A 26,014-nucleotide genomic window follows, 5' to 3' on the forward strand; every position below is an offset into this window, starting at 1 on the left:
AAGCACATGCCGACCCGTACCCGTGCCGAGCAGATGTACGCGCGCGCCCGCCGCAGCGTCGCCGGCGGCGTCTCCAGCGACGCCCGGCGCGCGGCCGGCACGCCGATGTTCGTGGACCACGCGTCCGGCGCCGAGCTCTGGGATGTGGACGGCAACCGGCTGATCGACTACGTCCTTGGGCAGGGCCCGAACATTCTCGGCCACGCGGCTCCCGCGGTGGTCAAAGCCGTCAGCGAGCAGGTCGCTCGCGGTGTCGCGTACGCGGCCCAGCACGAGTGGGAGGCCGAGGTCGCCGAGCGGATCTGCGCGATGGTGCCCGGTGCGGAGCTGGTCCGCTTCAACACGGTCGGGTCCGAGGCCGTGCATGGTGCGCTGCGGTTGGCGCGCGGCCTGACCGGCCGGCCGAAAATCGTGAAATTCGAAGGAAACTATCACGGTTGGCTCGACCCGGTGCTGTACAGCGTGCATCCCGATCTGGCATTGGCGGGGCAGGCCTCTCAGCCCAACGCGGTGCCTGGCTCGGCCGGCCTCACCCCGCATTCCGCGGCCGATCTCATTGTGTTGCCGTACAACGACCTGGGGCTCGTACGCGACTGCTTCGAGCGGTTTTCCGGGCAGATAGCGGCGGTGATCTGTGAGCCGCTGCTGTGCAACACCGGCGCGATCATGCCGGTGCCCGGATTCCTGGAAGGGCTGCGGGAGTTGTGTACGGCGCAGGGCGCGCTGCTGGTTTTCGACGAGATCATCACCGGTTTCCGGCTGGCCGCCGGCGGCGCGCAGGAGTTTTTCGGGGTGACGCCTGACCTCGCCACCTTCGGCAAGGCGATTGCCGGCGGCATGCCGGTGTCCGCGATCGCCGGCCGCGAAGAGGTGATGGCCGCGATCGCCGACGGCCGGGTCGCGCATGCCGGCACTTTCAACTCGCAGCCGGTCGCGATGGCCGCGGCCGCCGCCGTACTGTCCATATTGGACGAACGGCGAGAGGCTGTTTATCCGGCTATGCATCAGGCCGGCCAGGCGTTGATGGCCGGCATTCGAGCGGCCGGCGAACGACATGGCGTACCAGTGCTCGTGTCCGGTCCCGGGTCGGTCTTTCAGGTCTACCTCACCGAAAAGTCGGACGTACGTGACTACCGTGACTTCGCCGCCTGCGACCGGCCGCGGATGGCGCGGTTGCACGAGCTGCTGCTGGAACGAGGTGTCAACACCGTGCCACGTGGGCTGTGGTTCCTGTCGACAGCGCACTCACCCGCGCAGGTCGACGAGACCTTAGGGGCTGTCGACGCCGCATTCGCCGCGCTTTGATATCGCCGGCATCCACCATCGTTGAGCTTGGGAGGAAAGGCATGTCAGCACGAAGACTCGCCAGCTGGATGGGGAAAGTGTTGTTGGTCGGTGTCGTCGTCGCAATGGTTGGTTCGGGCCTGAGCGCGGCCCAGGCCGCCGATACGAGCCTGCCGCAGACGGTGCCAAGCCTGCAGTCCGCGACCGCGGCCACCGGCAATGGCTTTGCCTGGACCGGAACGGGCCGCGTGGTCGTGAACGACACCGCCACCAGCTCACTGGCGGCCGACGCGCGTACTTTCGCCGCCGACCTCGGCGGACTGCTGGACGGCAGCACACCGGCCGTGGTCACTGGCGCACCGTCGACCGCTCAACCGGGCGACATCTCGATCACGCTGGGAAACACCGACAGCCGGCTCGGGACCGAAGGCTATGGCATCTCGATCGGACCGGCGCTGGCGATCAGCGCGCCGACCCCGACCGGCGCTTTCTGGGGCACCCGTACGGTTCTGCAGATGCTGCGGCAGAAACGTACGTTGCCGGCGACCACGATCGCGGACTGGCCGCGCTACCAGGTGCGCGGGATTTCGTTGAGCCTGGACAGCTTTCCGGCCGGCTGGTTCGTGAACCTGGTGCGGGACATGTCGTACGTGAAGCTGAACACCCTCACCACCGGCTCGGCGTTGTCCGGGCTTACCGACGCGCAGATCCTTCAGATCCAGCAGGTCGCGAACCAGTATCACGTGAGCTTCGTCGGCTGGTTCAACACCACGCATTACAACGCGCCGCCGAAGACGCCGACCGTGCCGGCGCAGTTCCAGCTGCGGGTCGCCGACACCACCGGCAAGCTCATCTCGTCGCCGACCACCTTGGACATCACCAAGCCGGACGCGGTGAAATGGGCGACCGACCAGATCGAGCACTACATGAGCCTGCAAACGGCGCCTTACTGGCATGCCGGTGGTGACGAATATCCCGAATACTACTTGCGCAACGACAAGGTGAGCGCGGCGAACGCGCCGGATCTTTACGCGGCGGCGAAAGCGAAATATCCGAACGAGACCAACCCGGCCGGCGCGTTCTACGACGACCTGTTCAACCAGATCGACGCAATGGCGAAAAGTCACGGCAAGCAGATGTGGATGTGGAACGACGACCTGGTGCCCACCCAGGCGGTGCAGGTCAACCCGGACGTCGTCATCGACCACTGGATCAACTACGGCCTGACCCCCCAGCAGCTCATCAACCAGGGCCACCATCTCATCAACGCCAACCAGAACCATCTCTACTTCAACGAGCACCAGCCTGGCGCGTTGAACGCGACCGATGCCGACCTCTGGACCACCTTCGATCCACGGGTTTTCAACGGCAACCTAACGATTGCGGCGGACAGCCCGAACCTGGACGGGATCAAGCTGGAGACCTGGCACGGCGCGATGCACGAAGCGCCAGCCGCACTGGAGCAGGACTTGCTGACTCTGGACCGTCCGCTGGCCGAGCGTGGCTGGGCGACGGCGAAGCCGACGACGACCATCGCGACCGCGCGGGCGCTGTTCGCCGCGATCGGTCGCTCGCCGGGGGTGGTCCAGACGCCGACCGCCGGCGACCTCGGTGCGAGCTCGATGACCGGGGCGCCAGCGCTGGTCTACCTGGGCTCGCAGCAGGTTTTCTTCGTCGTTGACGGTCAACTTCGGCGCCGTTACTGGAAAGCCGGCTACACTGCGGTCCAGGAAGCGGCCCTGGCGACCAACGCGCCTGTCACCGGCACACCGGTCGCTTTTGTGGCCAGCAACCAGATCCACGTCTTCGCGATCGGCACCGACGGGCACGTCCAGCACGTCTCGTACGACCCGACAACCAATGTCTGGTCACATGACGACTGGACGGCCAAAAGCGGCGCGACCGCCGCGATCACCGCAAACCTGGCCGGATTCGCGTACGGCAACCAGCAACACGTCTTCGCCATGGGCACCGACCACCAGCTGCATCACTTCTTTTTCGATGGCAGCACCAACGCGGTTTCCACCGACAACTGGAAAGGCGACATCGCCGGCAGCCCGATCGCGTACGCGTGGGGCAAGACGCAGAACGTCTTCGCCGTCGGTACGGATGGGGCGCTGCATCAGTGGTGGTGGCAGCCGAGCGATCCGGGGCCGGTTGGCGCGGCGCACCTGCAATATCGCGATCTTGGTGGCCAGTTCACCGCTGACGCGCGGCCGTACGGCGCGGATTTCGGGGAGAATGTCCAGGACGTCGTCATCCGTGACAAGAACGACCACCTGCAAATGTGGTCGTACGACCAGGTCGCCGGCGCGTCCGGCTGGCGTGACCTCACGGCGCTGACCGGCGTCTCGGCAGCTGGCAATCCGCTCGAGTTCGTCTACGGCACCGAGCGGGACATTTTCTACCGCAACCTCGCAAACAATCACCTCGCACACCTCATCGTGCACCAGGACGGCACGATCGGCTCCGACGACTGGACGACCGCCGCCATCGGAACACCCGACACGGTGGTCGGCGATCCGGCGGGCTTCAATTTCCAGGGCGCTGAACAGCACGTTTTCGGCACTGACCCGGCCGGGAAAATGCACCACTGGTATTGGCTCGCCAGTGACCACCAGGTCCACCAGGACAACTGGCCATCCTGACCGGCAGGCTGGGGACGGCGCGTCGGTCCGTCCCCAGCCTGGACGTTTCGCCCGTACGGCAGCGCATGCGAAGATGCGCAGGAGTTTTCGATGGCTGGAGGTGCGCGTGGATTCGGCAGCGTTTGCGTCGGCCCTGCGCGGCCGGCTGATCGCCGCGCCCGCGACGCCGCGTGACCAAGACGGCCGGATTGTCCAGCAGGATTTGGAAAACTATGCGGCAGCAATCGGGGCTGGCGTCGATGGCGTTTGTGTATGGGCACACACGGCACGTGGGTTGGAACTGTCCGATGTGGAGCGAAAGGCGGTGTTGGCAGCTTTTCGCGCCAGTACGGACGGCCCGCTGCTCGCCGCCGTCGGTCCACGGCCCGATGCTGTCGGCGATTTCGCCGATGAGCTTGTGAGCGTCCAGCGGCTCGCCGAGGACGCGGCCGCCGGCGGCGCCGATGCGCTGATGGTCTTTCCGGCGCCGAGTTTGCGGGCCGTGCGGACCAGATCCGCGCGTACGATCCGCATGCACGTCGAGGTTTCGGCCAGCGTGGGTCTTCCCGTCATTGGATTCCTGCTTTATCCAGAGGCCGGCGGTGTCCCGTACGATCCCGGACTGCTGATCGAGCTGGTGGCAAGGCCCGAGGTCGCCGGTGTCAAGCTGGCCACGCTTTACGACGCGATGGCCTGCCAGGACGCGATCGCCGCGATCCATGCCGGCGGTGGACTCGCCATCACCGGTGAGGACCGGATGTTCGGCCCGTCATTGATGTGGGGCGCTGACGCCGCGCTCGTCGGCATCGCCGCCGCGGCGACGCACGTCTCCAGGCAGCTGATGCGAACGTGGTTCGCCAAAGACGCGGCTGGGTTTCTGGCCGCCTCTGAACGGCTGGAACGGCTCGCCGACGCGACTTTTCGGGCGCCAATGGACGGATACGTGCAGCGGATGCTGTGGGTCGCCGAGCGCGAAGGCATCCTCCCGTCGAGGTCCGCCTACGATCCGCATGGTGGGCGCCTCGCCGCGCAAGAGCGGGCGAAGGTCCATGCCGCCTACGACGAGACGGCCTGAACCGCGCCGCCCAGCCCGAAAAGCTCCGCCGCGTTGCGCCAGTACATCGCCTCGGCAACTGCCGGCGTCAGGCCGGCGTCCTGCACCAGGCCAAACGACACGGCGGGATCGATCAGCGTCGCGTCCGTACCGAAAAGCAGCTGCTCCGGACGTACGCGCGCGGCCACATATGCAACCTGGCCGGCATCGGTGACCGAACCGGACGGCTCCAGGTAGAGCCGGTCGCGGTCGCGCGCCGCCTGGGCGGCGAGATCCCAACGGTCGGCGCCCATGTGGGCGGCGATGACCCGCAGCCGCGGGTTGGTGTCCACCAACCGCGCCAGATCCAGCACGTCCGGACCCCAGCTGTGGATCAGGACGACCGCGTCGAAGTTGTTCATCAGGGCGAAAAGATCCCGCATCTGTGGGGAGGTGATCTCCCGGCGTGGATAGCCGGTGTGGATCTTCACCCCGACGAACGAGTCGAGCGGGAGAAAACGCCGCAGGTCGGCTTCGCAGGTGGCCAGGTCGTTGGGGTTGCAGACCACATATCCACGCAGCCGCGGCTGCTTTTCCAGGACTCGGGCCAGTTTCGCGTTGCCGCCGGGCGCGTCGTACGTCACGGCTTCGGACGCCGACACGACCTGCAGTGTGATGCCCCATTCGTCCATGACCCGCAGGTTTTCCGAGTCCGAGCCAATGTCCATGGCGAAGAACCATGGGCCCCAATGGGCGTGAACGTCAATGACCGGATGGTTCTTCACGATTTCTCCAGCAGCGAGCGCATCGTGCCTCCGGTGACAGCGGCCCAGTCCGCATCGCCCAGACGGGCTCGGCGCATCCGCAGGACCGCGGGCGACGTGTCGTGCAGGGGCGTACGGGAGCCGAAAACGAGATGGCTCGCGCCGACCTCGTCGTTGACGATCTCGATCGAGTCCGGCGCGTTCAGCAGTCGCGTGGAGGCGACGAATCCCGGTTCGCGGGTGGCGAGCAGGATGAAGTCGGCGACGTGATAAGCATGGACGTCCAGGAAAACGACTCGTGCGCCGCGGTCGGCGAAGGCCTGCCAGCAGTGCCGGACATCGCCTTCGACCAGCGGCACCATTCCGGCGTCGAGGATCTGGTCGACGACGTGCCGATAGCCCGGGAAATGCGGTTCACCACCTTGCAACGGCCCGAAAAGCCGGACGGCCCGTACGCCAGCGTTCGCGAGTCGGTGGACGATCGCCGCGGCTCGCAATGCGTTGCGCAGGTTGATCGTGCCGACCGGGATAGCGCCGGTCAGCGCGAGGGTTTCGGTGTTGCCTTCGACATCGTCGAACCAGGCGCCGCGGCCCGAGCAGACCATCGCCTCGCCAATGCCGGCCGTGTCAAGTCTGGCTCGCACGGCAGGCCAGCCGAAATCCAGCTCGGCGCGAGCCGGCCAGGTGCCGCAAAGGACATCGCAGTCGATCGCGATCGGGTCATTTCGCATAATGCCCGTGGACCTTACGCACTGCCGTGATGATGTCGGTGACATCCTGGTCGGTGAAGCGCTCGTTGCATTGCAGCACAAGCAAAGTGCGGCCGATCAGATCCTCGGCGACTGGGCAGTCGCCGGCCTGGTAGGTGAATTCGCGACTGGCCGGGGGACAGGTCAGCGGGAAGGCCGAGCCGCCGTACGTCCGCCGCTCGGTCATCGCCGGTGTCAGGTAGACGGGACGGTCGAGATAGCCGGCCGTCACAGGAATTCCTTCGGCCGCGAGCGCCTTGCCGAAGCCCGCGTTGCTCGCGCCGAGCACATCCGGGTCGACAATCATCGGGAACAACCAGAAACTGTGCTGGTCGACCTCGGCTGGCAGCCGCAGCCCGGCGAGCTCACCCAGCTCCGCGACGAGCCGCCGGGCCACCGAACGCCGGGCCGCGACCACCTCGGCGAGCCGGCCGAGCTGGACCCGGGCGACCGCGCCGACCATTTCGTTCATCCGATAGTTGAAGCCAAAGAACAGGTGCGTACGCTCCCCGGTGTCGCGCGGCCAGCCCTTGTCGGCGAACAACCGCATCCGCCGGGCGAGGTCGGGATCGTCCGTGACGGTCAATCCGCCGTCGCCGGCGCTGATGTGTTTGGACTGCTGGAGGCTGAAACAACCGATGGCGCCGCGGCGGCCGGCGATCGTGTCGCCGCCCGCCGGGACGGTCAAATAGGCCTGCGCGCAGTCCTCGATGACCGCGACGCCGCGCGACCGGCACAGCGCCACGATCTCGTCGATCGGCGCGGCTCCGCCAAAAAGATGGACCGCGATGACCGCACGCGTACGCTCGGAAAGGCATTTCGCGACCGACTCGGCGGTCAGGCAGCCGGTCAGCGGATCCACGTCGGCGAAGACCGGCACCGCGTTGCACGCGAGGACCGCGATGACCGTGCCGAAGTCGGTGATCGGCGGCACGATGACCTCGTCGCCGGGGGCCGGGTCGACCGCGGCGACGGCCAGATGCAGCGCCGCCGTTCCTGAGGTGCTCGCGACGGCGTGCGCGGCGCCGACATAGTCCGCGAACTCGCGCTCCAGCGCGGCGACCTCCGTCCCGGTCACGCGCCACAGCACGCCGGAGGCGACCGCTCGGGCGGCGGCGGCCGCCTCGTCCGCGCCGAAGGTCCGTCCGGAAGCGTCCATCACAGACGGGAAAGGCGCCTCCCGTACGGGCGTGCCCCCATCGATCGCCAGCGTCATTCTTCGATTATGGCACGACCGTAATTAAGTTCAAGCTTTATCAGCGTCTACTCGAGGTTCGCATGGGCTCAATTACGGCAGCGCCGAAACCCAACAGGACCTGCTACTTAAGGCGTACGCGATAGATGACCGGTGGCCGGCCGGACGTGCCGGCGAGGACCCGGCCAACCGGCTGTGCGACGCCGGCGCGTTCCAGTCGCTTGAGCGTGCGGCGGGCCGAACGTGGCTCCACGTCCAGCGCTTCGGCGATGTCGCCGGCGGTCACACCGTCGTCGCCGTGCTGGTCGAGCATCGCTTTGAGTCGGTCGAGATTTCCGCGCGACAGCCCCGATCGCCGCGCCGCGACCGCGACCGAAATCGGTTCGTCGGGCGTCGCTTCGGAATGACCGGCACCGGCGAGCATCAGGTCGCCGCCGTTTCCCAGCGACACGAAGGCCGAAAACGGCCCGGCGGTGCGACAACGCGCGAGAGCGCGCCGGGCCAGCGCCTCGGCTTCGGCGGCCGAACGGCCGACGCCGAGGCCCACATGCGCCCACATGTGTCGCTGGCTGAGCGAGGTCAACAACGGCAGCTGCTGGAAACCCGACGTCGTTTCCTCCAGAATTCCACGGGTCGTGACGAGCAGATATCGTCCTTCGTACAAGGTGAAAAGGCTGGCCGCGAGCGCGGTCACGTCGTCCGCGAGCTCCGGATCCGGATCGGACACGTCGACGAACCCGAGCACGACCTGGGCGTCGCCGGTGACCCGGCCGAGGCAGGCGAGCGCGATGGTCTGCAAGGCGGCGCGTACGGACACGATGGCCGGCGCCAGTCGGACGGTCTCGACTTCGCCGTTCAGCTCGTCGTAAACCGACCGTACGCACGTGATCGCGACGCTGTGCGCCGCGCCGCGGGCGGCTTTGCGGTGAAACTGAACGAACTGCGCGGCGTCCCGGCCGGGCCGGTATTCCATCACGCGTACGCCGTCGATCGGCAGTGCCGCGTCGCGCATCGCCTCCACGACCTGCTCACGGTCCAGGGTATCAATGCTGATCCGGTCGACTTTTCGGCCGCTGGACAGAAGTTCGACCAGCACTCGATAAAGCGTCGCACCGGAATAGGTGATGTAGGTGGCGGGCCGGTCCAGGACGCCGGCCTGCTGCGCCAGGGTGTAGGGGATCGTTCCGGTGAACAGCCAGGCATCGATGTCGGCGGGCCGGTCGCGGACCAGGTCGACGGCCTCGGTTTCGTTTTTGTACGGCATCGGGCGAATTCGCAGATGCGGGAAGTCCCGGCTAGCGACCTGCGCGACCAGCCGAACGAGGTCTGGCGGCCCGATCACCGCGATCGTCGCCTGCATCGTCGCCGTTCCGCCGCTGGCCATCACGCCAGCATCGTGCCATGTCACGACGCTGGACGTGGGTACGCGCCGGCCACCCGGGTGATCGCGTCGGCCTGGCCGGGCGACAACCGCTCGTGGTCGGCGAGGCACCAGTTGCCGGCCAGCAGACCGTCGCGGACCAGGACCTCGTTCACGCCGGCGATGCTGCCGGCGAAACCGTTGGGAGCGTCGAAAACCGCGGCGTTCGCGTCGGTCAGCTGCGCCGCCCGGGTCAGCAGCTCCAACGGCACGGCTTCGCCGTTGCGCACCATCGCCCGGACTTCCGCGTGCAACGCGACAGCCGCTGGGGTCCATACCGCCCACTGGCCCAGCAGGCCGCCGACAATGTGGACGGTCGTCTCGCCGAATCGGTACGGCGTCAGGAGATCGACGACGATGTTGTCGTCGTTTCCGGTGTAGAGCGCGATCTCGCCGGCTCGCCCGGAGTCGACCACGGCCCGTACCACGTCGAGCGTCGCATAGCGGTCGAAAGGCGCCAGCTTGATCGCCTCGACCGACGGGATTTCGGCGTACGCGCGCCAAAAGTCATAGCCGAAGCGGCGGCCTCCGAGCGCCGGTTGCAGGTAGAAGCCGAAAACCGGCAGGATTTCGCCGATGGCGGCCACCCCGTCGAGGATCTCCGCGTCCGGTGCGGTGCCCCAACCGGGCGTGGCGACGAGCGCGAGGTCATAACCGAGGTCGGCGGCGAGTTTCGCCTCGGCCATGGCCCTTTCGGTCGGCCCTAACACCCCAGCGACCAGCAGGTTGTCGCCGGCCTCTTGAGCCGCGCACGCGAGAACGGGCTCGTACAACCCGTGGTCCCGGATCTCGAACTGGGTCGTGTGGACGCCGACCGCGACGCCACCAGCTCCGGAGTCCAGGTAGTAGTGGGTCAGGGCTCGCTGCCGCGGTTCGTCAAGGCTTCGGTCGAAGCGCAACGCCAGTGGATGCGCCGGAATCACCAGGCCGTCGCGGAGCCGAGCGCGTTTTTCCTCGCTCAGCATCAGAACTGTCCTTTGCGCTCGGTGAAATGCGTCGGCTTGTCGAGCAGTTGACCGCCTTCGGCCAGCCAGCCGACGGTCCAGTCGAGCATCTCGGCGAGGCTCACGGCCGGATAGCCGAACAGGCCGAAACAGCGGGCCGCGTTGGACAACAGCGCCGTGTCGGTCTCGGTGCCGGCGAAGACCGGTCGGCGACCGAGCCGCCGGCCCAGCTCGGTGGCGAGCCAGCGTACGGACGTGGTCTCGGGGCCGGTCACGTTCACCACGAAAGGCGGTGTGTCCGCATATGCGAGCGAGCTGAGCGCATAGCGGTTGGCGTCGCCTTGCCAGACCACGTTGACCATGCCGTTGCCCAGGTCAACCGGGTCGCCGGCCTGGATCGCCCGGGCGAGGTCGGTCAGCACGCCATAACGGCAGTCGATCGCATAGTTGAGCCGGATGATCGCGAGCGGGCTGCCGGTCAGCCGCGTGTGGTAGGCCAGTACGCGCTCGCGGCCGAGGCACGACTGGGCGTACTCGCCGACCGGGTCGGGTGGCTGGTTCTCGTCCGCGCCCCCGGACGTCACAGGCTGCGGCGGATAGACGTTTCCGCTGGAGAACGCGGCAATCCGTGCGCCGGCGTAGCGTTGCGCGACCCGGCCGGGCAGATAGGTGTTGAGGCCCCAGGTCGTCGCGGCGTCGTCGGACGTACCGAACTTGCGGCCCACCATGTAGAGGACGTTGGGAGCGTCGGGAAGCGCTGTCAACGCGGCCTCGTCGGTGAGGTCGGCGGCGACCGTACGTACGCCCGCGTTGTCCAGCTCGGAGCGCGCGCTTTGGTCGCTGAACCGGGACACGGCATGGACGCGTCGGTCGCCGGGCAGTCGTTGGAAGGCCTCGGCCGCCATCCGCGACAGGCTGACTCCCATTTTGCCGGCGGCGCCGAGAACAACCAGGTCACCATCGGTCTTCGCGAGCTGGTCGACCAGCCGGTCGTCCGGTTCGTACACCCGCCGGGCGATCTGCTCCAGCGACATCTGCCACCCCCTTCGAGCAATAACGGTCACGCCGAAAATAGCCGATGGAACCGCCTGCGTCACTAGCAAGCGGAAGTGGCTCGGATCCTGGCTGCCTATTGACCAAGAATTAGAGCCTGGATATGGTCATGCCCAATTCGGCTACGACCGTAATTGGCCCAAGGCGGGGCGAGGAGAGACTGTCATGCGTATGGACCGGATCCGCCGTGTTGCCGCGCTGGTCGCGGCAGGCGTGCTTGGCCTGGTGATGAGCGGCTGCGGTTCCAGCGGCGGCGTGCCGTCCGACCCGAACCAGGTGGCCGGCAAGGTGACGATGTGGATCTACCCGATCAGCGCCGACCTGGAGAAGACCTGGTGGCAGCCCAAGGTGGCTGAGTTTCGGAAGAAGTTCCCGCAGGTCTCCGTCGACGTGGTCGTGCAGCCGTGGGCCAACCGGGATGAGCAGCTGACCACCGCCATCGCCGGCAACAAAGGGCCGGACGTGGTCTATCTGATTCCGGACCAGCTTTCGCAGTACGCCGACACCGGCGCGCTCGCCGACGTGTCGGACGTGATCACGAAGGACCGCTCGGACTTCCGGGACAACGCGCTGCAGGCCATGACGTACGACGGAAAGCTCTATGGCGTGCCGCTGCTGATGTCGGTCACCACGACGATGGTGAACAAGAACGTCATGCAGGCCGCGGGCGTCACGTCCATTCCGCAGACCTGGGACCAGTTTCTCGCCGATGCGGCGAAAATCAAGGCAAAGGGTTATTACGCGACTACATATGCGGGTGATCCGACGCAAACCCTGAACCAGACGTTCTATCCGCTGCTGTGGCAGGCCGGCGGCGATGTGCTGTCCGCCGACGGAAAGAAATGCACGATCAACTCGGCAGCCGGAGTCAGGGCGCTGCAGTTCGTGAAGAAGCTCGTCGACAGCGGCTACACGCCCAAGGACGCGCTGACCACCGCATTGCAGGCTGAAACCAGCCCGTTCGCGCAGGCCAAGGTGGGCATGACGATCTCGACGCCGTCCGCTGACCTGTCGACGTACAAACTGCCCAAGGCCAACTACCAGGTCGGTCCGCCACTGACGGACGTGAAGTCGGTCGGCTACGGCACTGTCGGCGGCCTGTCCGTCCTGCAGTCGAGCCAAAACACCGCGGCCGCGAAGGCATGGGTCCAGTGGGTCACGTTGGCCAGCCAGATGGGGCCGTACGACAAGTCGCGGAACTTCTTCGCGCCGCGCAAGTCGGTTGGCTCGCTGTTTGCCAGCGACCCGCTGGTCGGTGGCGAGGAGAAATACCTCGACCTGATGCGACCCGGCGTGCTGAGCCCGCAGGGGCGTGCGTTGATGGACCTGATCAAACCGCATCTGCAGGCCGTGTTGCTCGGCAAGGCACAGCCGCAGCAGGCGTTGGACGCGGCCGCGTCCGAAGTGAACGCGCTGTTGGCACGCGGCTGAGCGGATGGCGACTGACCTGCTCACCAAGCGGACGACGCGCTCTTCTGTCAGCCGGAAGAGGGCGCCATCGCGCTGGCAGCGGATGCGCCGGGACGGCTCGGCGATCGCGCTGCTGTTCGTGTTGCCGTACGTGCTGCTGTTCGTGATTTTCCGGCTCGGCCCGGCGCTCGCTGGAATGCTGTTGTCGCTGGTGCGATACCGGATCACCGGGACGATTCAGTGGCAGGGCGTGAACAATTTCCAGCGCCTGTTCACCGACTCGCTGTTCTGGAACGCGCTGCAGGTCACCTTGACCTACACGCTGATCGCCGTGCCGCTGACCGTCGTCGTGTCGCTCGCGATGGCCCAGCTGTGCGCGCGGTCGATCCGCGGCATCAAGGTCTACCGCGCGCTGTATTTCCTCCCGGTGATCACCAGCCTGATCACCAGTGGCGTGATCTGGCAGTGGATCTATTCCGGAAACGGGCCGCTGAACTGGCTTTTCAGCGCGATAGGTGTCGGACCGGTGTCGTGGCTCTCGTCGGGCGCGATGGTCCTGCCTTCGCTGTCGCTGATGAGCGTCTGGACCCGGTTCGGCTATGACATGCTGATCCTGCTCGCCGGCCTGCTGGCGATTCCCAAGGAATACCAGGAAGCCGCGCTGGTCGACGGCGCGTCGGCGTGGGCACGGTTCTGGCATGTGACGCTGCCGCAGCTCAAGCCGGCGCTGTTTTTCGTGGTGGTCCTGGAGCTCATCCAGTCGTTCCAGGTTTTCGACGTCATCTATGTGATGACCGGCGGCGGACCGGTCCGCTCGAGCTACTCACTGGTGTTTTTCCTGTACGACCAAGGATTTCACTACTTCGACTTCGGGTACGCGAGCGCGGCGGGCGTCGTGCTCTTCGTCATCACCTTGCTGGTCTCGCTGTGGCAACGCCGACTGTTCCGGGAGGACTCGTGAAGCGGCGGCGCATGCTGGCCCACCTGCCGCTCGCGCTCGTCGCGATCGCCACGGTTTTTCCGTTCTATGTCATGGTTGTTCTGTCGGTCCAGGAAGGCAAGCCACTCTCGTTGCCAGGATCGCTGCTGCCGATCCACGTCAATTTCCAGGCGTACGCGCAGGCGTTGGCCGGCAGCGACGTGGCGCGTTGGATCGGCAACACACTCGCGTACTCGCTGATCTCGGTCGTGCTGGTGCTGGTGTTCGCGTCAATCGCCGCCTATGCCTTCGCGAAGAAACGCTTCTTCGGCAGCAAAGCGATGTTCTGGACCTTCATCGCCATGTTGATGGTGCCTTATCACCTGACCCTGATCCCGCAGTTCCTGCTCATTTCGCGAATGGGTTTGTTGGACACGTTGCCCGGTCTGATCGTGCCGACGCTGGCCAACGCGCAGGCGCTTTTTCTGATGCGCCAGTTCATTATCGGCATCCCGGACGAGCTGATCGAGGCGGCGAAGATCGACGGGGCGGGGGAGTTGCGGGTCTTCTTCCAGATCGTGTTGCCACAGTGCAAACCGATCCTCGCGACCCTCGGCGTCTTCGTGTTCCTGTGGCACTGGAACGACTTCCTGTGGCCGCTGGTCGCGACGCGGTCGCCGAACAACTACGTCCTCACCCTCGGACTTTACAGCCTACAGGCGAAAGACGTCTCACTCGCGGTCACGATGGCCGCCGCGGTCGTCACGTTCATCCCGATCCTGCTGGTCTATCTGCTGCTGCAGCGGTATTTCGTCCAGGGCGTGACCATGAGTGGGATGAAGTAGATGGACGGCCCGCGGATCGGCATCATCGGCACCGAAAGCTCACACGTCGACCACATGGTCCGCTATTTCAATGTCGAGCGGAACGCCGACGACGCTCGCGTCGTCGCCATCGCGCAGGCCAACCGTGACGTCGGCGTGGCGCGTGTCGTCGAGCGGGCGGAGGATCTGCTGGGGTTGGTCGACGCCGTGATCGTCGCGGACCGGGACGGGCGCCGGCATGCCGCCCAAGCCATTCCTTTCCTGCGCGCCGGCATCCCGACGTTCGTTGACAAACCGCTTGCCGCGAACGTCGAAGACGCCGAGGCGATTATCCGTACGGCCGTTGACTCCGGCACGCCGTTGACGTCGTTTTCGGCACTGCGCTGGCATCCGGACTTCCTCGCTCTTCCAGCGGTTCGCCCGGTCTCAGTGGTCGCGACCGGTCCGGTAGACCCGGCCAGCCCGTACGCCGGCATCTTTTTCTATGGGATCCACCCGGTGGAGCTGGCGCTCGCCTTGGCGCCAGGCCCGATCCGGGACGTACGCGTACGACAAGTGCCCGGCGCGATCGTCGCCACCGCGACGGTCGGCGACACGGCGGTCGCCACCCACCTGGTGCGGTCGAACGAAAAACCCGTACCTTTTCATCTGATGGTGACAACGCAGGCCACGGTGTCGGCGGCCGAGCTGCGGCTCGGCGCGGATTATTTCCACCGCGGGCTGAGCGTTTTCGTCGAGATGGTGCGCACCGGACAGCCGCCAGTGCCTTACGAACTTCTGCTGCGGCCAGTGCAGTTCCTCGCCGCCGTCCATTCACTGCTCGACGGCAGCTCGTACGGGCAAGGCTAACCATCCGCTACTCAACGTGCCAAGGAGCATGACGCTTCTCGGGCTGCACCCGTCGACGTCGCCGCCTCTTGCGGACTCGGCCGCCGCGACGATCAAACGGCTTTGGCTGGGATGAGACAAACAAAGCAACTCTGTATGGAGGCATATCACCGTTAGGCTCTCGTGAAAGAATGCCTCGTTCTGGATCGCAATATCGGCGCAAACCTCGGCAAACCTATTCCTCGGTGGTTTAATCAGTCCAAGAGGCTGCGGACTGACCGCTCACCGCCCTGAACTGGCGTCGCTCCAGCCGCGGCAAGGACCGCGCTGACGAGCTGGCTGAGGAATGCGTTATTAATGGGCTGGTGGGAGATCAGCCGTCGGTAGAATAGGGGGCCAAGGAGTAGGCTCGCGATCAGATCGGGATCGGCGGCGGCGTCGAGTTCACCGCGCGCTATCGCGCGTTTCACGCTGCCGTGGATAGGTCTCCGCCGCCGAACGGTGAAATCTGCGAGTAGTTTTGCCATTCCCGGTTCACGCTCAGAGGCGTCGACGACGCCGGTGATAAGCGAGGACATCAGCTCCGTCTTCAGGATCCGCGCAAGGTCATGGGCAAAATGTCGTAGGTCGTCGGCGACGCGGCCGGTATCGGGCGCTTCTGCGACTGGAAGGGCTTCATCGACAACATCGATCAACAGATCCTGCTTGGTTGGCCAGTGGCGGTAAATTGTGGTCTTCGCGGAGCCAGATCGGGCGGCAACGGCCTCGATGCTTATCGCACTGAAGCTGCATTCTGCCAACAACTCAAGCGTCGCCTCAATAATGACCCGACGCGAACGTGCTATCCGAGGGTCCGTACGTGCTGATCGCGCTGGCAAGCGGGCACCGGCCTTTCAAGCTTGTGCTACGCTAGCGTAGCACAAGCCGCTTGACCGGCTTTGACGGGAGGTGTCGAAGTGGAGGGCTTCGGCGCGACATCCGCAAAAACCGCCTGGGAGGAACACTTCCTCACAGCGGACTTCGTTGGAGATATTCCGCAGTACGTCACTCCCAAGGCATCGAGCTGGTTCGATGCCACCGCGGTCAATCAACGGGACCGCCGCAAGATCGCCCGGTCCAATGCCGATGGGCTTATCGGCAGTCACAGCGACAGGGCCATCTCCCCATGAGCTCGTTTCTGTTGCGGGGAGGTCGCGTCGTCGATCCCGCGTCAGGTCAGGATGGCGTCGCTGATCTGCTGGTCCACGACGGACGCGTCGCCGCGATCGGGATGGATCTGTCCGCTCAGAATGCTGACACTGTGGTCGACGTTACCGGCCTGATCGTCGGGCCAGGTTTTATTGATCTACACAGTCATGTTCACAGCATCGCTGGCCATCGCTTACAAGCGCTCGACGGCGTCACCATGGCACTGGATCTGGAGGCTGGTTTGCTGCCAGTCGACGTGGGCTATCGTCGCGCTGCTGAGCAGGGGCGGCCACTGCATTACGGGTTCTCCGCCAGTTGGGCGGCGGCTCGCGGTCAGGTGATGACCGGCGCCGATACGGACGCGAACATATTCCGGATTCTGACCATGCTTGGCGACCCACAATGGCAACGCCCGTCACGTCCACAGGAGCTGGAAGCAGTCCTGGCATTGCTGGCTAACGAATTGGCTGCGGGTGCTCTGGGTATCGGCGTACTGGTGGGGTACGCGCCCAGCAGTGACCCGGCGGAGTTTCTGGCAGTAGCGCAACTCGCCGCTGCCGCGGGCGTACCGACCTATACCCATGTGCGGGAACTGGCAGAGGCCGACCCGAACACACCGATCGACGGGTCCGCGGAGATTGTGCGAGCCGCCGCGGAAACCGGTGCCCGCATGCATCACTGCCACGTCAATTCCACATCGCGGCGACATATCGACCGGGTATTGACGACGTTGGCCGAGGCTCGCTCCGCCGGTTCCAAGGTCACCGTCGAGGCCTACCCTTACGGCGCCGGGAGCTCCGGGGTGGGTGCGTTCTTCCTTGCCCCAGAACGGTTGTCCGCCTGGGGCCTGCAACCGTCCGACATCGTGCTGCTGCCCTCAGGAGAACGTGTCGCCGACGTGAATCGTCTGCGTGAGATCAGGACCACCGAACCAGGCACTCTGTGCATCGTGGACTTCCTCGACGAGCAGGACGCCGCCGACGAGGCGCTGCTCTGGTCATCAATGATCTACCCGGATGCTATCGTGGCTAGCGACGCGACACCACTGCTGTGGCCAGGTGGCGCGACCGACAGTCGCTTGTGGCCGCTCCCGGCCGGAGCGCATACACATCCCCGGACGGCCGGAACGTTTGCGAAGACGATCAGGCGAATGGTTCGCGAAACAGGTACCTGGACCTGGCCCGAGGTCTTCCGGCGCTGCTCGCTCCTGCCTGCTCGTCTGCTCGATTTTGTTGCGGCAGCACGGAACAAGGGACATCTAGGCGCTGACGCGGACATCGTTGTACTGGATCCCGATCGGATCTGTGACGCGGCAACATACCAAGACCCGACCCAGCCGTCAGTAGGCGTGCGTCACCTGTTCGTCGCAGGAACGCCCGTCGTATGCGACGGCACTATCGTGCCCGATGCCTTTCCGGGACGTCCGCTGCGCGCGTCACCTCGTTAGCGTCACGATTCTGCGGACTTTGAACCAATCAGGAGAAATGATGAAGGGGATTGCCGAGGCGGTTACCGGCCTCGAGCGACAGCTACAGCAGGCGTCAGAGTTGGCCGGGGCCACTGGAATGCCTGGCGTCGGCGGCTACCTCGCGGGGATTTACCACGCCGGCCAACAGCGTGTGATCTGCGCTGGGTATGCAAATACCGCTGCCCGTATCGACATGACGCAGGACACGGGTTTCCCGCTGGGATCGATTACGAAAGCAATGACCACTACTCTGGTCATGCGCTATGTCGAGCGGGGCGAGATTGACCTCGATGGTGCCGTCACTGCATATTTGCCCGACCTGACCCTGCAAACACCTGGCCACGTCGATACCCTGCGCGTGCGTCATCTGCTGAATCACACCCACGGCATCGATGGCACTGGTCTGATGCCCTCAGCTGTACGCGGGCGGGACGCCGTGAAATCGTACGTTGACGCCCTGGCTGGCTGCGGCACTCTCTTCCCGGTGGAACAATTCGTGTCCTATTCGAATCCGGGCTTCAGTATTGCTGGCCGGATCTTGGAAGTGGTGACCGGTATACCGTTCACCGAACTGCTCGAGCGCGAACTGTACGAACCGGTGGGCATGGCCGACTCGGCGACTTCGGCGGAGCAAGCGATCATGCGACGCACGGCAGTCGGTCACACCCTCGATCGCCGCACAGGCACAATCCGCCCAGTCGACCTGTTCGCATTGCCTCCGTCCGGGGCGGCTGCCGGCTCCACTGCTGTCGTCACCATCGCCGATCTGCTGGCATTCGCCCGAACTCACCTCGCCAACGGTCGGTCCCCTTCCGGCCGGCGCGTACTGTCGGCCGAATTTAGTGCATTGATGCGTACGGTCACCCACGACATGCAAACTCCCAACATCCCTCCGATCGGATATGGATGGTGGCTGCTGCAATTTGGCTCCACCGTTGCCATGTGGCATATCGGTGGTACGCCGGGCTGTACCTCACACCTGATTGTGCTGCCTGATTATGACTTCGCATTTGCCGCCTTCGGCAGCGGCCCAGGTGCGCCTCTACGGCATGAGCGCCATACCCTGTGGCTACTGCGCGACTACCTCGGCCTCGAGGTGCCAGTCACGGTCACCTTCGACGCGGCGACGTCAGTTGACGACGCTGCGAAATTGGCGGGCTATGCAGGGACGTACCGAACTTTGCAATACCGCCACGACGTACGGACAGTCGAGGGTCACCTGGAACATTCCGTCACCTTTGAGCCCATGGACAGTGATCATGCGCGCCTGGGCGCGTACGCCGGTGGCCCGCAACCGACAAAGTTAGCCCCCGTTAGCAACGGGATCTTTGCCCCTGCCGATCGTCCTGCGGAGTCATTCACTGGGCCATTCGGCCGCATGAACCTGGTCTCATTCCACGGGACGACACCCGACGGCCATCCATCTCATGTAGGTAGAGCGCTAGCGCTCGCCCGCCGAGATACATAGAGAAGCTGTACCTCAACCTTGTTGGCCGTCGGAGCGATTGACGTCGGGCCCTGACTCGCGTCCGTCGCAGAAGCCGGCTACCGTGTAGCCGGTGTTCACATCGGCGGTGTTGGTTGGCGGCGCCACTCCGAAACCGAAATCGAAAGGCGAGACGCGATTCCTTGCTGCGGCAGCGGCGGAATCACCGATTTGGCTCTTTTATCTGTCGTAGGAACACGCGCGGCACATTGGCAGCTACCAATGGTCAGGAAAAATCTAGGGAACGGTAGGGGAGTAATCGTCGGCGGGCAGCGGCCGAGGGAACGATCAGCAAGCGGTTCCCGTGTTCACTGTTGTTCGGTCGATGGGTGAGGCGCCCGGCTTTATCCCTGCGGCATCGTCGCGGCTACGCCGTAGTCCTTCACCGCGACCTCCCGGGCCAGACCTGTGGCACCCTCCCGAAAGTTCCCAACCGCCCACCATCAGACCGTTGGTACGCACCGCCACCCAGCCCACATCCGCCAGATTCGAGCTGGTCAATCACGAAGCGCGTCGTGTATCCGTTGCCAGACACCGATTTTCGCCCAGCTGTGGAAGGGGCTGTACACGGTCATGGCAGGTGGGAAGTCGCTGGGCAGTTGACGCCAGGCGATCCCACCGCCGACCAGGTAGAAGATCGCGTCCAGGATCGCCCGCCGCAGATGCTTCTTCGCCCGCGGACTTGAAAGCCGAAGTGAAGCCGTGGTCGCGGGCTTGCAACTCACAGAGCTTCTCGATGGTGCGGCAGAAGCCATGCCAGGGATCTGGGTCGGCGAGCCCTTCGTTCAAGACTGATCGCCATGCGAGCGTCTGTACGGTAAACACCTCGGTCAGCAGCGTTTCCTTGGTTGGGAAATGCCGATAAGCAGTCGCGGGTCCGACTTCGGCGCGCCGGGCAATCACCCGGATGGGCACGTCCAGCCCGTCGGTGACGAACGCCGTGAGGGCCGCGTCCAGGATGCGATAGCGGGTGTGGCGGGCGTCCGAACGCGGGCGGCGAGGCAAACGATCGGTCATTGCTCTCAGATTAGTCGGTGGACCGCGCTGTCCGGTTACGGTTTTACCAGCAGAGGAAAGGGGTACCCAGAACGTGACTTTGACCAGGTACGACGGAGGCAGCTGGGACCTGGGTTCCAGTGTCGGTGCGACCGCCACCATGGCCGCGATGACGAGGGCGATAGCGAGTCGCTCGGTTCGCCGGCTCATCAACGATCCGTTCGCCGAACGGCTGGTGCGGGCGGTCGGCATCGACCTGCTCACCCGGTTGGCGACCGGTGCACTACCTGCCGGTGACCTGGTCGACCCGGTGGCGATCGACGGAGCCACGGTGCGTACCAAGTTCTACGACGAGTACTTCCTCGACGCCGTGAACGCGGGGATCACGCAGGTGGTCATCCTGGCCTCGGGGTTGGACTCGCGCGCGTACCGCCTGCCATGGCCGGCCGGGACCGTGGTGTACGAGGTCGACCAGCCACCGGTCATCGAGTTCAAGACCCGCACCCTCGCGGCACTGGGCGCGCAGGCCATCGCCGATCGGAGGGTGGCCGCCGCCGATCTGCGCGAGGATTGGCCAGCCGCACTGCGGGCCGCTGGGTTCGACCCGGCCATGCCGAGTGCGTGGAGCGCGGAAGGTCTGCTGGGCTACCTGCCGCCGAAGGCGCAGGACCGCCTGCTGGACACCATCACCGAACTCAGCGCGCCGGGCAGTCGGGTGGCCACCGAAAGTAGGGCCAACCCGCAGTCGGGTGATGAGGACAGGACAAGGGAGCACCTGGACCGCATTTCCGAGAAATGGCGTATGTACGGGTTCGACCCCGACATGGGGAGGCTGCGGTATTTCGGTGAGCGCAACGAAGCTGCTGCCTACCTGGCCAACCACGGTTGGATTCTCAACGCAGTCAGCACCCGAGACCTGCTGGCTGCCAACGACCTCCCGTCCCTGGTGAACGACGACCTGCGGATGAGCGACCTGTGCTACGTCAGCGGCATCTTCAACAAACCCACGAAACAATGACCATCGAACTGGTCTGCTTCAGCAAACATGAGGGTGCCCAAGCCCAGTTGGTTGCCCGGCGCGCGGCGATGGTGTCGGCTCTTCGGCATTGATTTACTTGCTGTCTCGTTGCTTATCTGGCCAAAGACGACGACCGGGCGTGGTGTTGTGGCGTAGCCGCGAAGAAGCCGTGAATGCCGCACAAACAAGAATCGACACCGCACCCTCGAGTGCGCATCTCGGTTTCCTCGTATCGTCGAATCACGAGGGTGCGCCATGCCGAAAATTGTGACCACGTGGGCAGTCGGTTGCGCGGGCGATGAGCTATCATCCAGGTTTGCCTCGTCGCAATCTCGACCCTGCATTGCGACATAGATTTTTTTGAAAGGTTTCCCGACATGGACATGAAGGCTTTCAATCGAGATCTTATCGCCGAATTTCGCGCCAACAAAGGCAAACTGGGTGGGCGGTTCGAGAACAGCACCCTCGTACTGCTCACCACGACCGGCGCGAAGTCCGGCCGGCCACACACAGTCCCGCTGGGCTGGGTGCCCGACGGCGACGACGACCGGATCGTCCTTTTCGCCTCCAATATCGGCGCAGCGAAGCATCCGGCCTGGTATGTCAACCTGGTCGCCTATCCCGAGGCGACCATCGAGCTGCGCGGCGAGAAGTTCACGGTGAATGCGACCACATTCGTCGGCGGCGCGGAATATGATCGCCTTTACGAACTGCTCACGTCACAGCTGGCGGGAACCGACACGCACCAAGGCAGAACCGAGCGCACCATCCCGATGGTGCTCGCCCAGCGCCTGCTCTGACTGTATTCACGGGCCACAATCACAAAGTGCCTATGCAAATAGGGTCAACGTCTGCCTAGTGTAGGTAGATCTGTTGGTCTTTACACCTTTGCCTCGATTTCATAGACCTGTTTCATGAAATTGTCGGATCGGGATCGTGTCGAACGTACGCTGCACCGGTAAAAGCGTGCCGCGGGTAATCCAACAGCTCGCTCGCGCACTCGATCACGTTCTGCGGGATGTCGTAGTCGCCGGGTGCTACCGGGTCGGGTGCGGTCCAGTTCATCAGCAGTGTGAGGGCGGTGTCCGCCGGGCTGTCGGGTTCCGATGCGAAATAGGTGACCAGGGTTTGGTCCGGCTCGTTGGGCAGGTGAAGAGTTTCGTACGAGATTTTGATGCTGCCGACGACTGGATGGTCAAGCCGTTTGGTTCCATGGGCTTTTTGGCGTACGTCATGGGTGTTCCACCAACGGCTGAAGTCCTTGCTCTTGAGGGTGAGCTCGCCGACCAACGCCGCGAGTTTCGGATCGTCGGGGTGGCGACCGGCTGCCATTCGCAGGATTCCGACAGTTTCGCGGGGGACGTTTTCCCAATCCGCCATGAGGCTGGCGTACCCATCGTCGAGCAGGACGAGGCGAGCCAGGTTGCGCTGGTCGGCTGGTCTGGCTCCGAAATCACCGAGCAGGGCCGCTGCACCACTGTTCCAGGCGAGTACGTCGGTGCAGCGGCCGAAAATCAGTGCTGGAGTCGTGACCGCGTCGAGCAACCGTCGCAAAGTTGGCCGGACCCGTTCGGGTTTTGCGGCACGCGGCTTTTTGACCGGCGTACGCTCGTAAAGGTCGCGAAGGTAACTCAGCCCAGTTTCCTCCAGCTGGAGCGCCCGGGAGACCGTGTTGAGCACACTGTCAGACGGCGTCCCGGCGCGGCCCTGCTCGAGCCGCGTGTAGTACTCGACGCTGATGCCGGCGAGCCTCGCCGTTTCGTCGCGTCGCAGCCCGGACACCCGCCGGGTGTTCGTGAGCGGGACGCCGATCTCGTCGGGGCTGAGGCGATCGCGGCGGGACCGTAAAAACAGTCCGGCCTCGCGGTGGTTGTCGGCCTTAACGTTCACCCCACCAGCCTAAACGCGTGGCAGGCGTCGCTGGGTGGCCCTGTTTGTACTAGTCAGGCGCGGACCAGCATGTTCTCGGCGCTGGTGGGGTAGCCGTGCCCGGTCGAAACTCGGCCGCATGGACAACAACAACCACGAGACCACCCGACCCACCAGCCAGCAGGACCGGCGCGCCGCGGGATTGGCAGTGCTGGAAAAACTGGACCAGAGCGGCGATCGTGCCGCGCTGCGTACGCTGCTGGCCGACATGGCCCCGGACTTCGCCGACCTCACCGTCGAGGTGGCGTACGGCGACTTCTGGGCGAGGCCCGGCCTTGACCTTGCGCAGCGAGAACTGGTCACGGTGGCCGCACTGTGTGCCATGGGGCGGGACCGGCAACTGGCCGGGCACATCAAGTCAGCGCTCGCCGCGGGCATTGACCGTACGCAGATCGTCGAAGTGCTCATGCAGATGGCGGTCTACGCGGGATGGCCCGCCGCGGTCAACGGTTTGCTTGCCGCGAAGGAGGTTTTTGCTGCCCACCCCGGCCCGACAGCCGATGGTCACCACACCTTTCACGTAGGTACGACCAGAGTGACCGTCGTGTCCGACGGGCACGCGTATCTGCCGGCGGCGATGTTCGGAGGCGGAATTGGTGAGCAGCAGGTGGCCGAGCTCCTGCGAGGACGTGGCTTGCCGACTGATCGCGTACGAATTTCGCTGAATGGGTTGGTGCTCGAGCACGACGATCGCCTGATCGTGGTCGACCCGGGATCGGGCCCACCCGAGAGCGCGTACGCGCACGGTCTCGCCCAACCCACACAGGGGCGGTTCCTGACCCATTTCCTCGCCGCCGGCTTCGATCCGGCCGACGTGGACCTCGTGCTTGTCCAGCACGGACACCAGGACCACTGGGGTGGGCTGCTGACCGCGGACGGCAGCCTGGCGTTTCCCCATGCGCAGGTGGGAATCTCCGAGGCCGAGTACCTGCATTGGCGTGACGTCGGTGATTTCGGAAAAGCGCAGGTGCCCGATGACGTTGCCGAGGCGGCCCGCGCGGTCGGGCGCGAGCTGACCGCGGCCATCGCGGACCGGGTGAGCTGGCTCGTCGACGGGAAGGAAGTCGTACCTGGGCTGACGGCCGTCGCGGCACCGGGACACACCTGCGGGCACACCGCGCTGCGGCTCGACGACGGCGGCGAGACGCTGTTGATTGGCGGCGAGTTCGCGCATCACGAGGTCATCCAGCTCGCCGAGCCCGATTCGTACGTTGTCGTCGACGCCGACAACCAGCAGTCCCGCCAATCCCGCCGGACGTTGCTGCACCAGGCCGCGACAAACGGATGGCTGGTCCATGCGTACCACTTCAGCTGGCCTGGGCTGGGAAAACTCGTCCCGCGAGGCGATGGCTGGCAGCTGCGGCCGGTGGCCTTCTCATGACCGCCAGTCCAGCCGCTTCGCCACGCCTGACCGACCAGGTGACTTTGCTGACCGGCGCCTCCGGCCGTTGGCTGCGGGGTGACCGCAAACGCCATCGCTCCCGCTTTGATCGACGGTACGGACATGACTGAAAACCTGCCTGATGGGGTGCCTCGCGTTCCGGTCGGCCGGTACGGCCGGGCCGCCGAAGTGGCCGATCTCGCGATGGCGGTCCTGTCCAACGGCTACCTCGCGGGGCAGGTCCTGCTCATGGACGGTGGCCTGCACCCGACCTGATCCGATCGACACGGCAATGCCCGTACGATTGCGCGGCGGGGTTCACCCACTGGCGGCCAGCACTGCCGCGAGGCCTTCTTGCAGGTCCTTGACGAAATACTCGGGAACCTCCAGCGACGGGAAGTGCCCGCCGGTGTCGGGCGACCTCCATCGGACGATCTGTCGGTACCGCTGCTGTGCCCAGGGGCGCGGACACTTCTCGATGTCGCGGGGATACACGGTGATTGCTGACGGGACGTCGACCCGAAGTTCGGGGTCGAGCGAGTCGTGGCTTTCGTAGTAAATGCGCGCTGCCGATGCGCCGGTGCGAGTCAGCCAGTACAGGGTGACGTCGTCAAGAACGCGGTCTCTGGAAACAGTCTCGAACGGGCTGTCTTCGGTGTCTGTCCATTCGGCGAACTTGTCAAGGATCCAGGCAAGAAGCCCGACTGGCGAGTCGACGAGCGAGTAGCCGATGGTCTGAGGTCGGGTCGCCTGCTGCTTCGCGTACGCCGCGTGATGGTGCCAGAAGTCGCGGGTTTCCTCGGTCCACTTGCGCTCGGCCGCCGTCAGCCCGTCCGTGGTCAACCCGGGTGGTGCCTGCGCGAGTGTTGTGTGGATGCCGAGAACGTGTGACGCAAACCTGCCGCCCAGGACCGTGGTGATCACTCCTCCCCAGTCGCCGCCGTGGGCCGCGAACCTGCGGTAGCCGAGCCTTTCCATCAGTTCCACCCAGGCGGCCGCGATCTTTTCGGTTCCCCACCCGGTGGTGGCCGGCTTGTCGCTGAACCCAAAGCCGGGTAGCGACGGGACCACGACGTGGAACGCCGGTGCGTCCGCATCTTTCGGATCGGCCAGTTCGTCGACGACATCGACGAACTCGGCGATGCTGCCCGGCCAGCCGTGGGTCAAGATCACCGGAGTGGCATCCGCGCGCGCGGACCGGCGGTGCAGGAAGTGGATTCCCAGGTCATCAATGGTCGTACGGAACTGGCCGATCCGGTTGAGGCGAGCTTCGAAGGCCCGCCAGTCGTACCCGGTGCGCCAGTAGTTCACGACATCGACAAGGTCGGCGAGAGGAACGCCCTGTTCCCATCGTCGAGGGTCCGGCCCGGCGCGATGGACCGTCTCTGCTTCGGGCAGCCGCACCGCGGCCAATCGGGCGCGCAGCTCGTCGAGGTCAGCGTCAGGTACGTGGGCTTCACACGCTTGGACGTCGCTGGTTGGGCGGGGCATGAGACCT

General features: G+C 65.1%; 24 protein-coding genes and 1 pseudogene. 14 read left to right on the top strand and 11 right to left on the bottom strand.

Annotation, left to right across the window (positions count from 1 at the left end; genetic code table 11):
• Positions 1 to 6 precede the first annotated feature (6 nt).
• The 3 genes from ABD301_RS39760 (at position 7) to ABD301_RS39770 (ending at position 4,986) form a co-directional block, all read left to right on the top strand.
• Positions 7 to 1,305: an aspartate aminotransferase family protein gene (locus ABD301_RS39760; protein WP_344315200.1), complete on the top strand. Its 1,299-nt coding sequence runs from the start codon at positions 7 to 9 to the stop codon at positions 1,303 to 1,305.
• Positions 1,306 to 1,346: 41 nt separating this feature from the next.
• Positions 1,347 to 3,932 (top strand): glycoside hydrolase family 20 zincin-like fold domain-containing protein, encoded by a 2,586-nt coding sequence (locus ABD301_RS39765; RefSeq protein ID WP_344315201.1) that lies wholly within the window; start codon positions 1,347 to 1,349, stop codon positions 3,930 to 3,932.
• A gap of 106 nt (positions 3,933 to 4,038) precedes the next feature.
• Positions 4,039 to 4,986 (top strand): dihydrodipicolinate synthase family protein, encoded by a 948-nt coding sequence (locus ABD301_RS39770; protein ID WP_344315202.1) that lies wholly within the window; start codon positions 4,039 to 4,041, stop codon positions 4,984 to 4,986.
• On the opposite strand, the gene ABD301_RS39775 is transcribed toward ABD301_RS39770, so the two are convergent.
• The 6 genes from ABD301_RS39775 to ABD301_RS39800 form a co-directional block, all read right to left on the bottom strand.
• Positions 4,968 to 5,729 carry an amidohydrolase family protein gene (locus ABD301_RS39775; RefSeq protein ID WP_344315204.1) on the bottom strand — a complete coding sequence of 254 codons (762 nt, stop codon included), beginning with the start codon at positions 5,727 to 5,729 and terminating at the stop codon, positions 4,968 to 4,970. The genes ABD301_RS39770 and ABD301_RS39775 overlap by 19 nt on opposite strands.
• Complete coding sequence (locus ABD301_RS39780) at positions 5,726 to 6,439, bottom strand: hypothetical protein (RefSeq protein ID WP_163570166.1); 714 nt, start codon at positions 6,437 to 6,439, stop codon at positions 5,726 to 5,728. The genes ABD301_RS39775 and ABD301_RS39780 overlap by 4 nt, the downstream gene beginning before the upstream one ends.
• Positions 6,429 to 7,673 (bottom strand): DegT/DnrJ/EryC1/StrS family aminotransferase, encoded by a 1,245-nt coding sequence (locus ABD301_RS39785; RefSeq protein ID WP_344315207.1) that lies wholly within the window; start codon positions 7,671 to 7,673, stop codon positions 6,429 to 6,431. Before ABD301_RS39785 ends, ABD301_RS39780 begins: the two co-directional genes overlap by 11 nt.
• A gap of 103 nt (positions 7,674 to 7,776) precedes the next feature.
• Positions 7,777 to 9,036, bottom strand: a complete 1,260-nt coding sequence (locus ABD301_RS39790) for a helix-turn-helix domain-containing protein (protein ID WP_344315228.1) — start codon at positions 9,034 to 9,036, stop codon at positions 7,777 to 7,779.
• Between the two features lie 20 nt (positions 9,037 to 9,056).
• Positions 9,057 to 10,037 carry a dihydrodipicolinate synthase family protein gene (locus ABD301_RS39795; protein ID WP_344315208.1) on the bottom strand — a complete coding sequence of 327 codons (981 nt, stop codon included), beginning with the start codon at positions 10,035 to 10,037 and terminating at the stop codon, positions 9,057 to 9,059.
• Positions 10,037 to 11,050 (bottom strand): NAD-dependent epimerase/dehydratase family protein, encoded by a 1,014-nt coding sequence (locus ABD301_RS39800; RefSeq protein ID WP_344315209.1) that lies wholly within the window; start codon positions 11,048 to 11,050, stop codon positions 10,037 to 10,039. Before ABD301_RS39800 ends, ABD301_RS39795 begins: the two co-directional genes overlap by 1 nt.
• Positions 11,051 to 11,234: 184 nt before the next feature.
• Here ABD301_RS39800 and ABD301_RS39805 point away from each other — a divergent pair, with 184 nt between their 5' ends.
• The 4 genes from ABD301_RS39805 to ABD301_RS39820 are packed head-to-tail and all read left to right on the top strand — an operon-like array spanning position 11,235 to position 15,071.
• On the top strand, positions 11,235 to 12,500 hold the full coding sequence (locus tag ABD301_RS39805) for an ABC transporter substrate-binding protein (protein ID WP_344315210.1): 1,266 nt from the start codon (positions 11,235 to 11,237) through the stop codon (positions 12,498 to 12,500).
• Between the two features lie 4 nt (positions 12,501 to 12,504).
• Complete coding sequence (locus ABD301_RS39810) at positions 12,505 to 13,440, top strand: carbohydrate ABC transporter permease (RefSeq protein WP_163570940.1); 936 nt, start codon at positions 12,505 to 12,507, stop codon at positions 13,438 to 13,440.
• Positions 13,437 to 14,243 (top strand): carbohydrate ABC transporter permease, encoded by an 807-nt coding sequence (locus ABD301_RS39815; protein WP_279581732.1) that lies wholly within the window; start codon positions 13,437 to 13,439, stop codon positions 14,241 to 14,243. The genes ABD301_RS39810 and ABD301_RS39815 overlap by 4 nt, the downstream gene beginning before the upstream one ends.
• Positions 14,244 to 15,071, top strand: a complete 828-nt coding sequence (locus ABD301_RS39820; protein WP_344315211.1) for a Gfo/Idh/MocA family protein — start codon at positions 14,244 to 14,246, stop codon at positions 15,069 to 15,071.
• Between the two features lie 233 nt (positions 15,072 to 15,304).
• Here ABD301_RS39820 and ABD301_RS39825 read toward each other — a convergent pair whose 3' ends face one another.
• Complete coding sequence (locus ABD301_RS39825) at positions 15,305 to 15,928, bottom strand: TetR/AcrR family transcriptional regulator (RefSeq protein ID WP_344315212.1); 624 nt, start codon at positions 15,926 to 15,928, stop codon at positions 15,305 to 15,307.
• A gap of 78 nt (positions 15,929 to 16,006) precedes the next feature.
• Here ABD301_RS39825 and ABD301_RS39830 point away from each other — a divergent pair, with 78 nt between their 5' ends.
• From ABD301_RS39830 to ABD301_RS39840, 3 genes are read left to right on the top strand one after another with little or no spacing between them, the layout of a single operon-like run.
• A complete protein-coding gene (locus tag ABD301_RS39830) occupies positions 16,007 to 16,219 on the top strand; it encodes a hypothetical protein (RefSeq protein ID WP_163570945.1) in 213 nt (70 codons plus the stop codon).
• Positions 16,216 to 17,685, top strand: a complete 1,470-nt coding sequence (locus tag ABD301_RS39835; protein ID WP_344315213.1) for an amidohydrolase family protein — start codon at positions 16,216 to 16,218, stop codon at positions 17,683 to 17,685. The genes ABD301_RS39830 and ABD301_RS39835 overlap by 4 nt, the downstream gene beginning before the upstream one ends.
• A gap of 40 nt (positions 17,686 to 17,725) precedes the next feature.
• Positions 17,726 to 19,174: a serine hydrolase domain-containing protein gene (locus ABD301_RS39840; protein WP_344315214.1), complete on the top strand. Its 1,449-nt coding sequence runs from the start codon at positions 17,726 to 17,728 to the stop codon at positions 19,172 to 19,174.
• 515 nt (positions 19,175 to 19,689) lie between these two features.
• Here ABD301_RS39840 and ABD301_RS39845 read toward each other — a convergent pair.
• Positions 19,690 to 19,947: a transposase gene (locus tag ABD301_RS39845; RefSeq protein WP_344315215.1), complete on the bottom strand. Its 258-nt coding sequence runs from the start codon at positions 19,945 to 19,947 to the stop codon at positions 19,690 to 19,692.
• A 79-nt stretch (positions 19,948 to 20,026) separates the two neighbouring features.
• Positions 20,027 to 20,398: pseudogene (locus ABD301_RS39850) on the bottom strand (TetR/AcrR family transcriptional regulator); the annotation flags it as partial.
• On the opposite strand from ABD301_RS39850, the gene ABD301_RS39855 reads away from it, so the two are divergent.
• The gene (locus tag ABD301_RS39855; RefSeq protein WP_344315216.1) at positions 20,283 to 21,206 is read left to right on the top strand and encodes a class I SAM-dependent methyltransferase; all 924 of its coding nucleotides are present in this window, start codon (positions 20,283 to 20,285) and stop codon (positions 21,204 to 21,206) included. The pseudogene ABD301_RS39850 and the gene ABD301_RS39855 sit on opposite strands and share 116 nt — an antisense overlap.
• A gap of 377 nt (positions 21,207 to 21,583) precedes the next feature.
• A complete protein-coding gene (locus tag ABD301_RS39860; protein ID WP_163570951.1) occupies positions 21,584 to 22,006 on the top strand; it encodes a nitroreductase/quinone reductase family protein in 423 nt (140 codons plus the stop codon).
• Between the two features lie 112 nt (positions 22,007 to 22,118).
• On the opposite strand, the gene ABD301_RS39865 is transcribed toward ABD301_RS39860, so the two are convergent.
• Positions 22,119 to 23,096: a helix-turn-helix domain-containing protein gene (locus ABD301_RS39865; RefSeq protein ID WP_163570954.1), complete on the bottom strand. Its 978-nt coding sequence runs from the start codon at positions 23,094 to 23,096 to the stop codon at positions 22,119 to 22,121.
• Positions 23,097 to 23,214: 118 nt separating this feature from the next.
• Between ABD301_RS39865 and ABD301_RS39870 the strand changes: the two genes are divergently transcribed.
• Together ABD301_RS39870 and ABD301_RS39875 are read left to right on the top strand one after the other, a co-directional pair.
• Positions 23,215 to 24,516, top strand: coding sequence for a carboxymuconolactone decarboxylase family protein (locus tag ABD301_RS39870; RefSeq protein WP_163570957.1), 1,302 nt, complete (start codon positions 23,215 to 23,217; stop codon positions 24,514 to 24,516).
• Between the two features lie 78 nt (positions 24,517 to 24,594).
• Entirely contained in the window at positions 24,595 to 24,792 is a 198-nt protein-coding gene (locus tag ABD301_RS39875) for a Rossmann-fold NAD(P)-binding domain-containing protein (protein ID WP_163570959.1), read from the top strand.
• 42 nt (positions 24,793 to 24,834) lie between these two features.
• Here the strand turns inward: ABD301_RS39875 and ABD301_RS39880 are convergent, their stop codons facing one another.
• Positions 24,835 to 26,007, bottom strand: a complete 1,173-nt coding sequence (locus tag ABD301_RS39880; RefSeq protein ID WP_163570962.1) for an epoxide hydrolase family protein — start codon at positions 26,005 to 26,007, stop codon at positions 24,835 to 24,837.
• Positions 26,008 to 26,014: the final 7 nt, after the last annotated feature.

The sequence above is a fragment of the Fodinicola feengrottensis genome (assembly GCF_039530045.1).
In the GTDB taxonomy this organism is placed as follows: domain Bacteria; phylum Actinomycetota; class Actinomycetes; order Mycobacteriales; family HKI-0501; genus Fodinicola; species Fodinicola feengrottensis.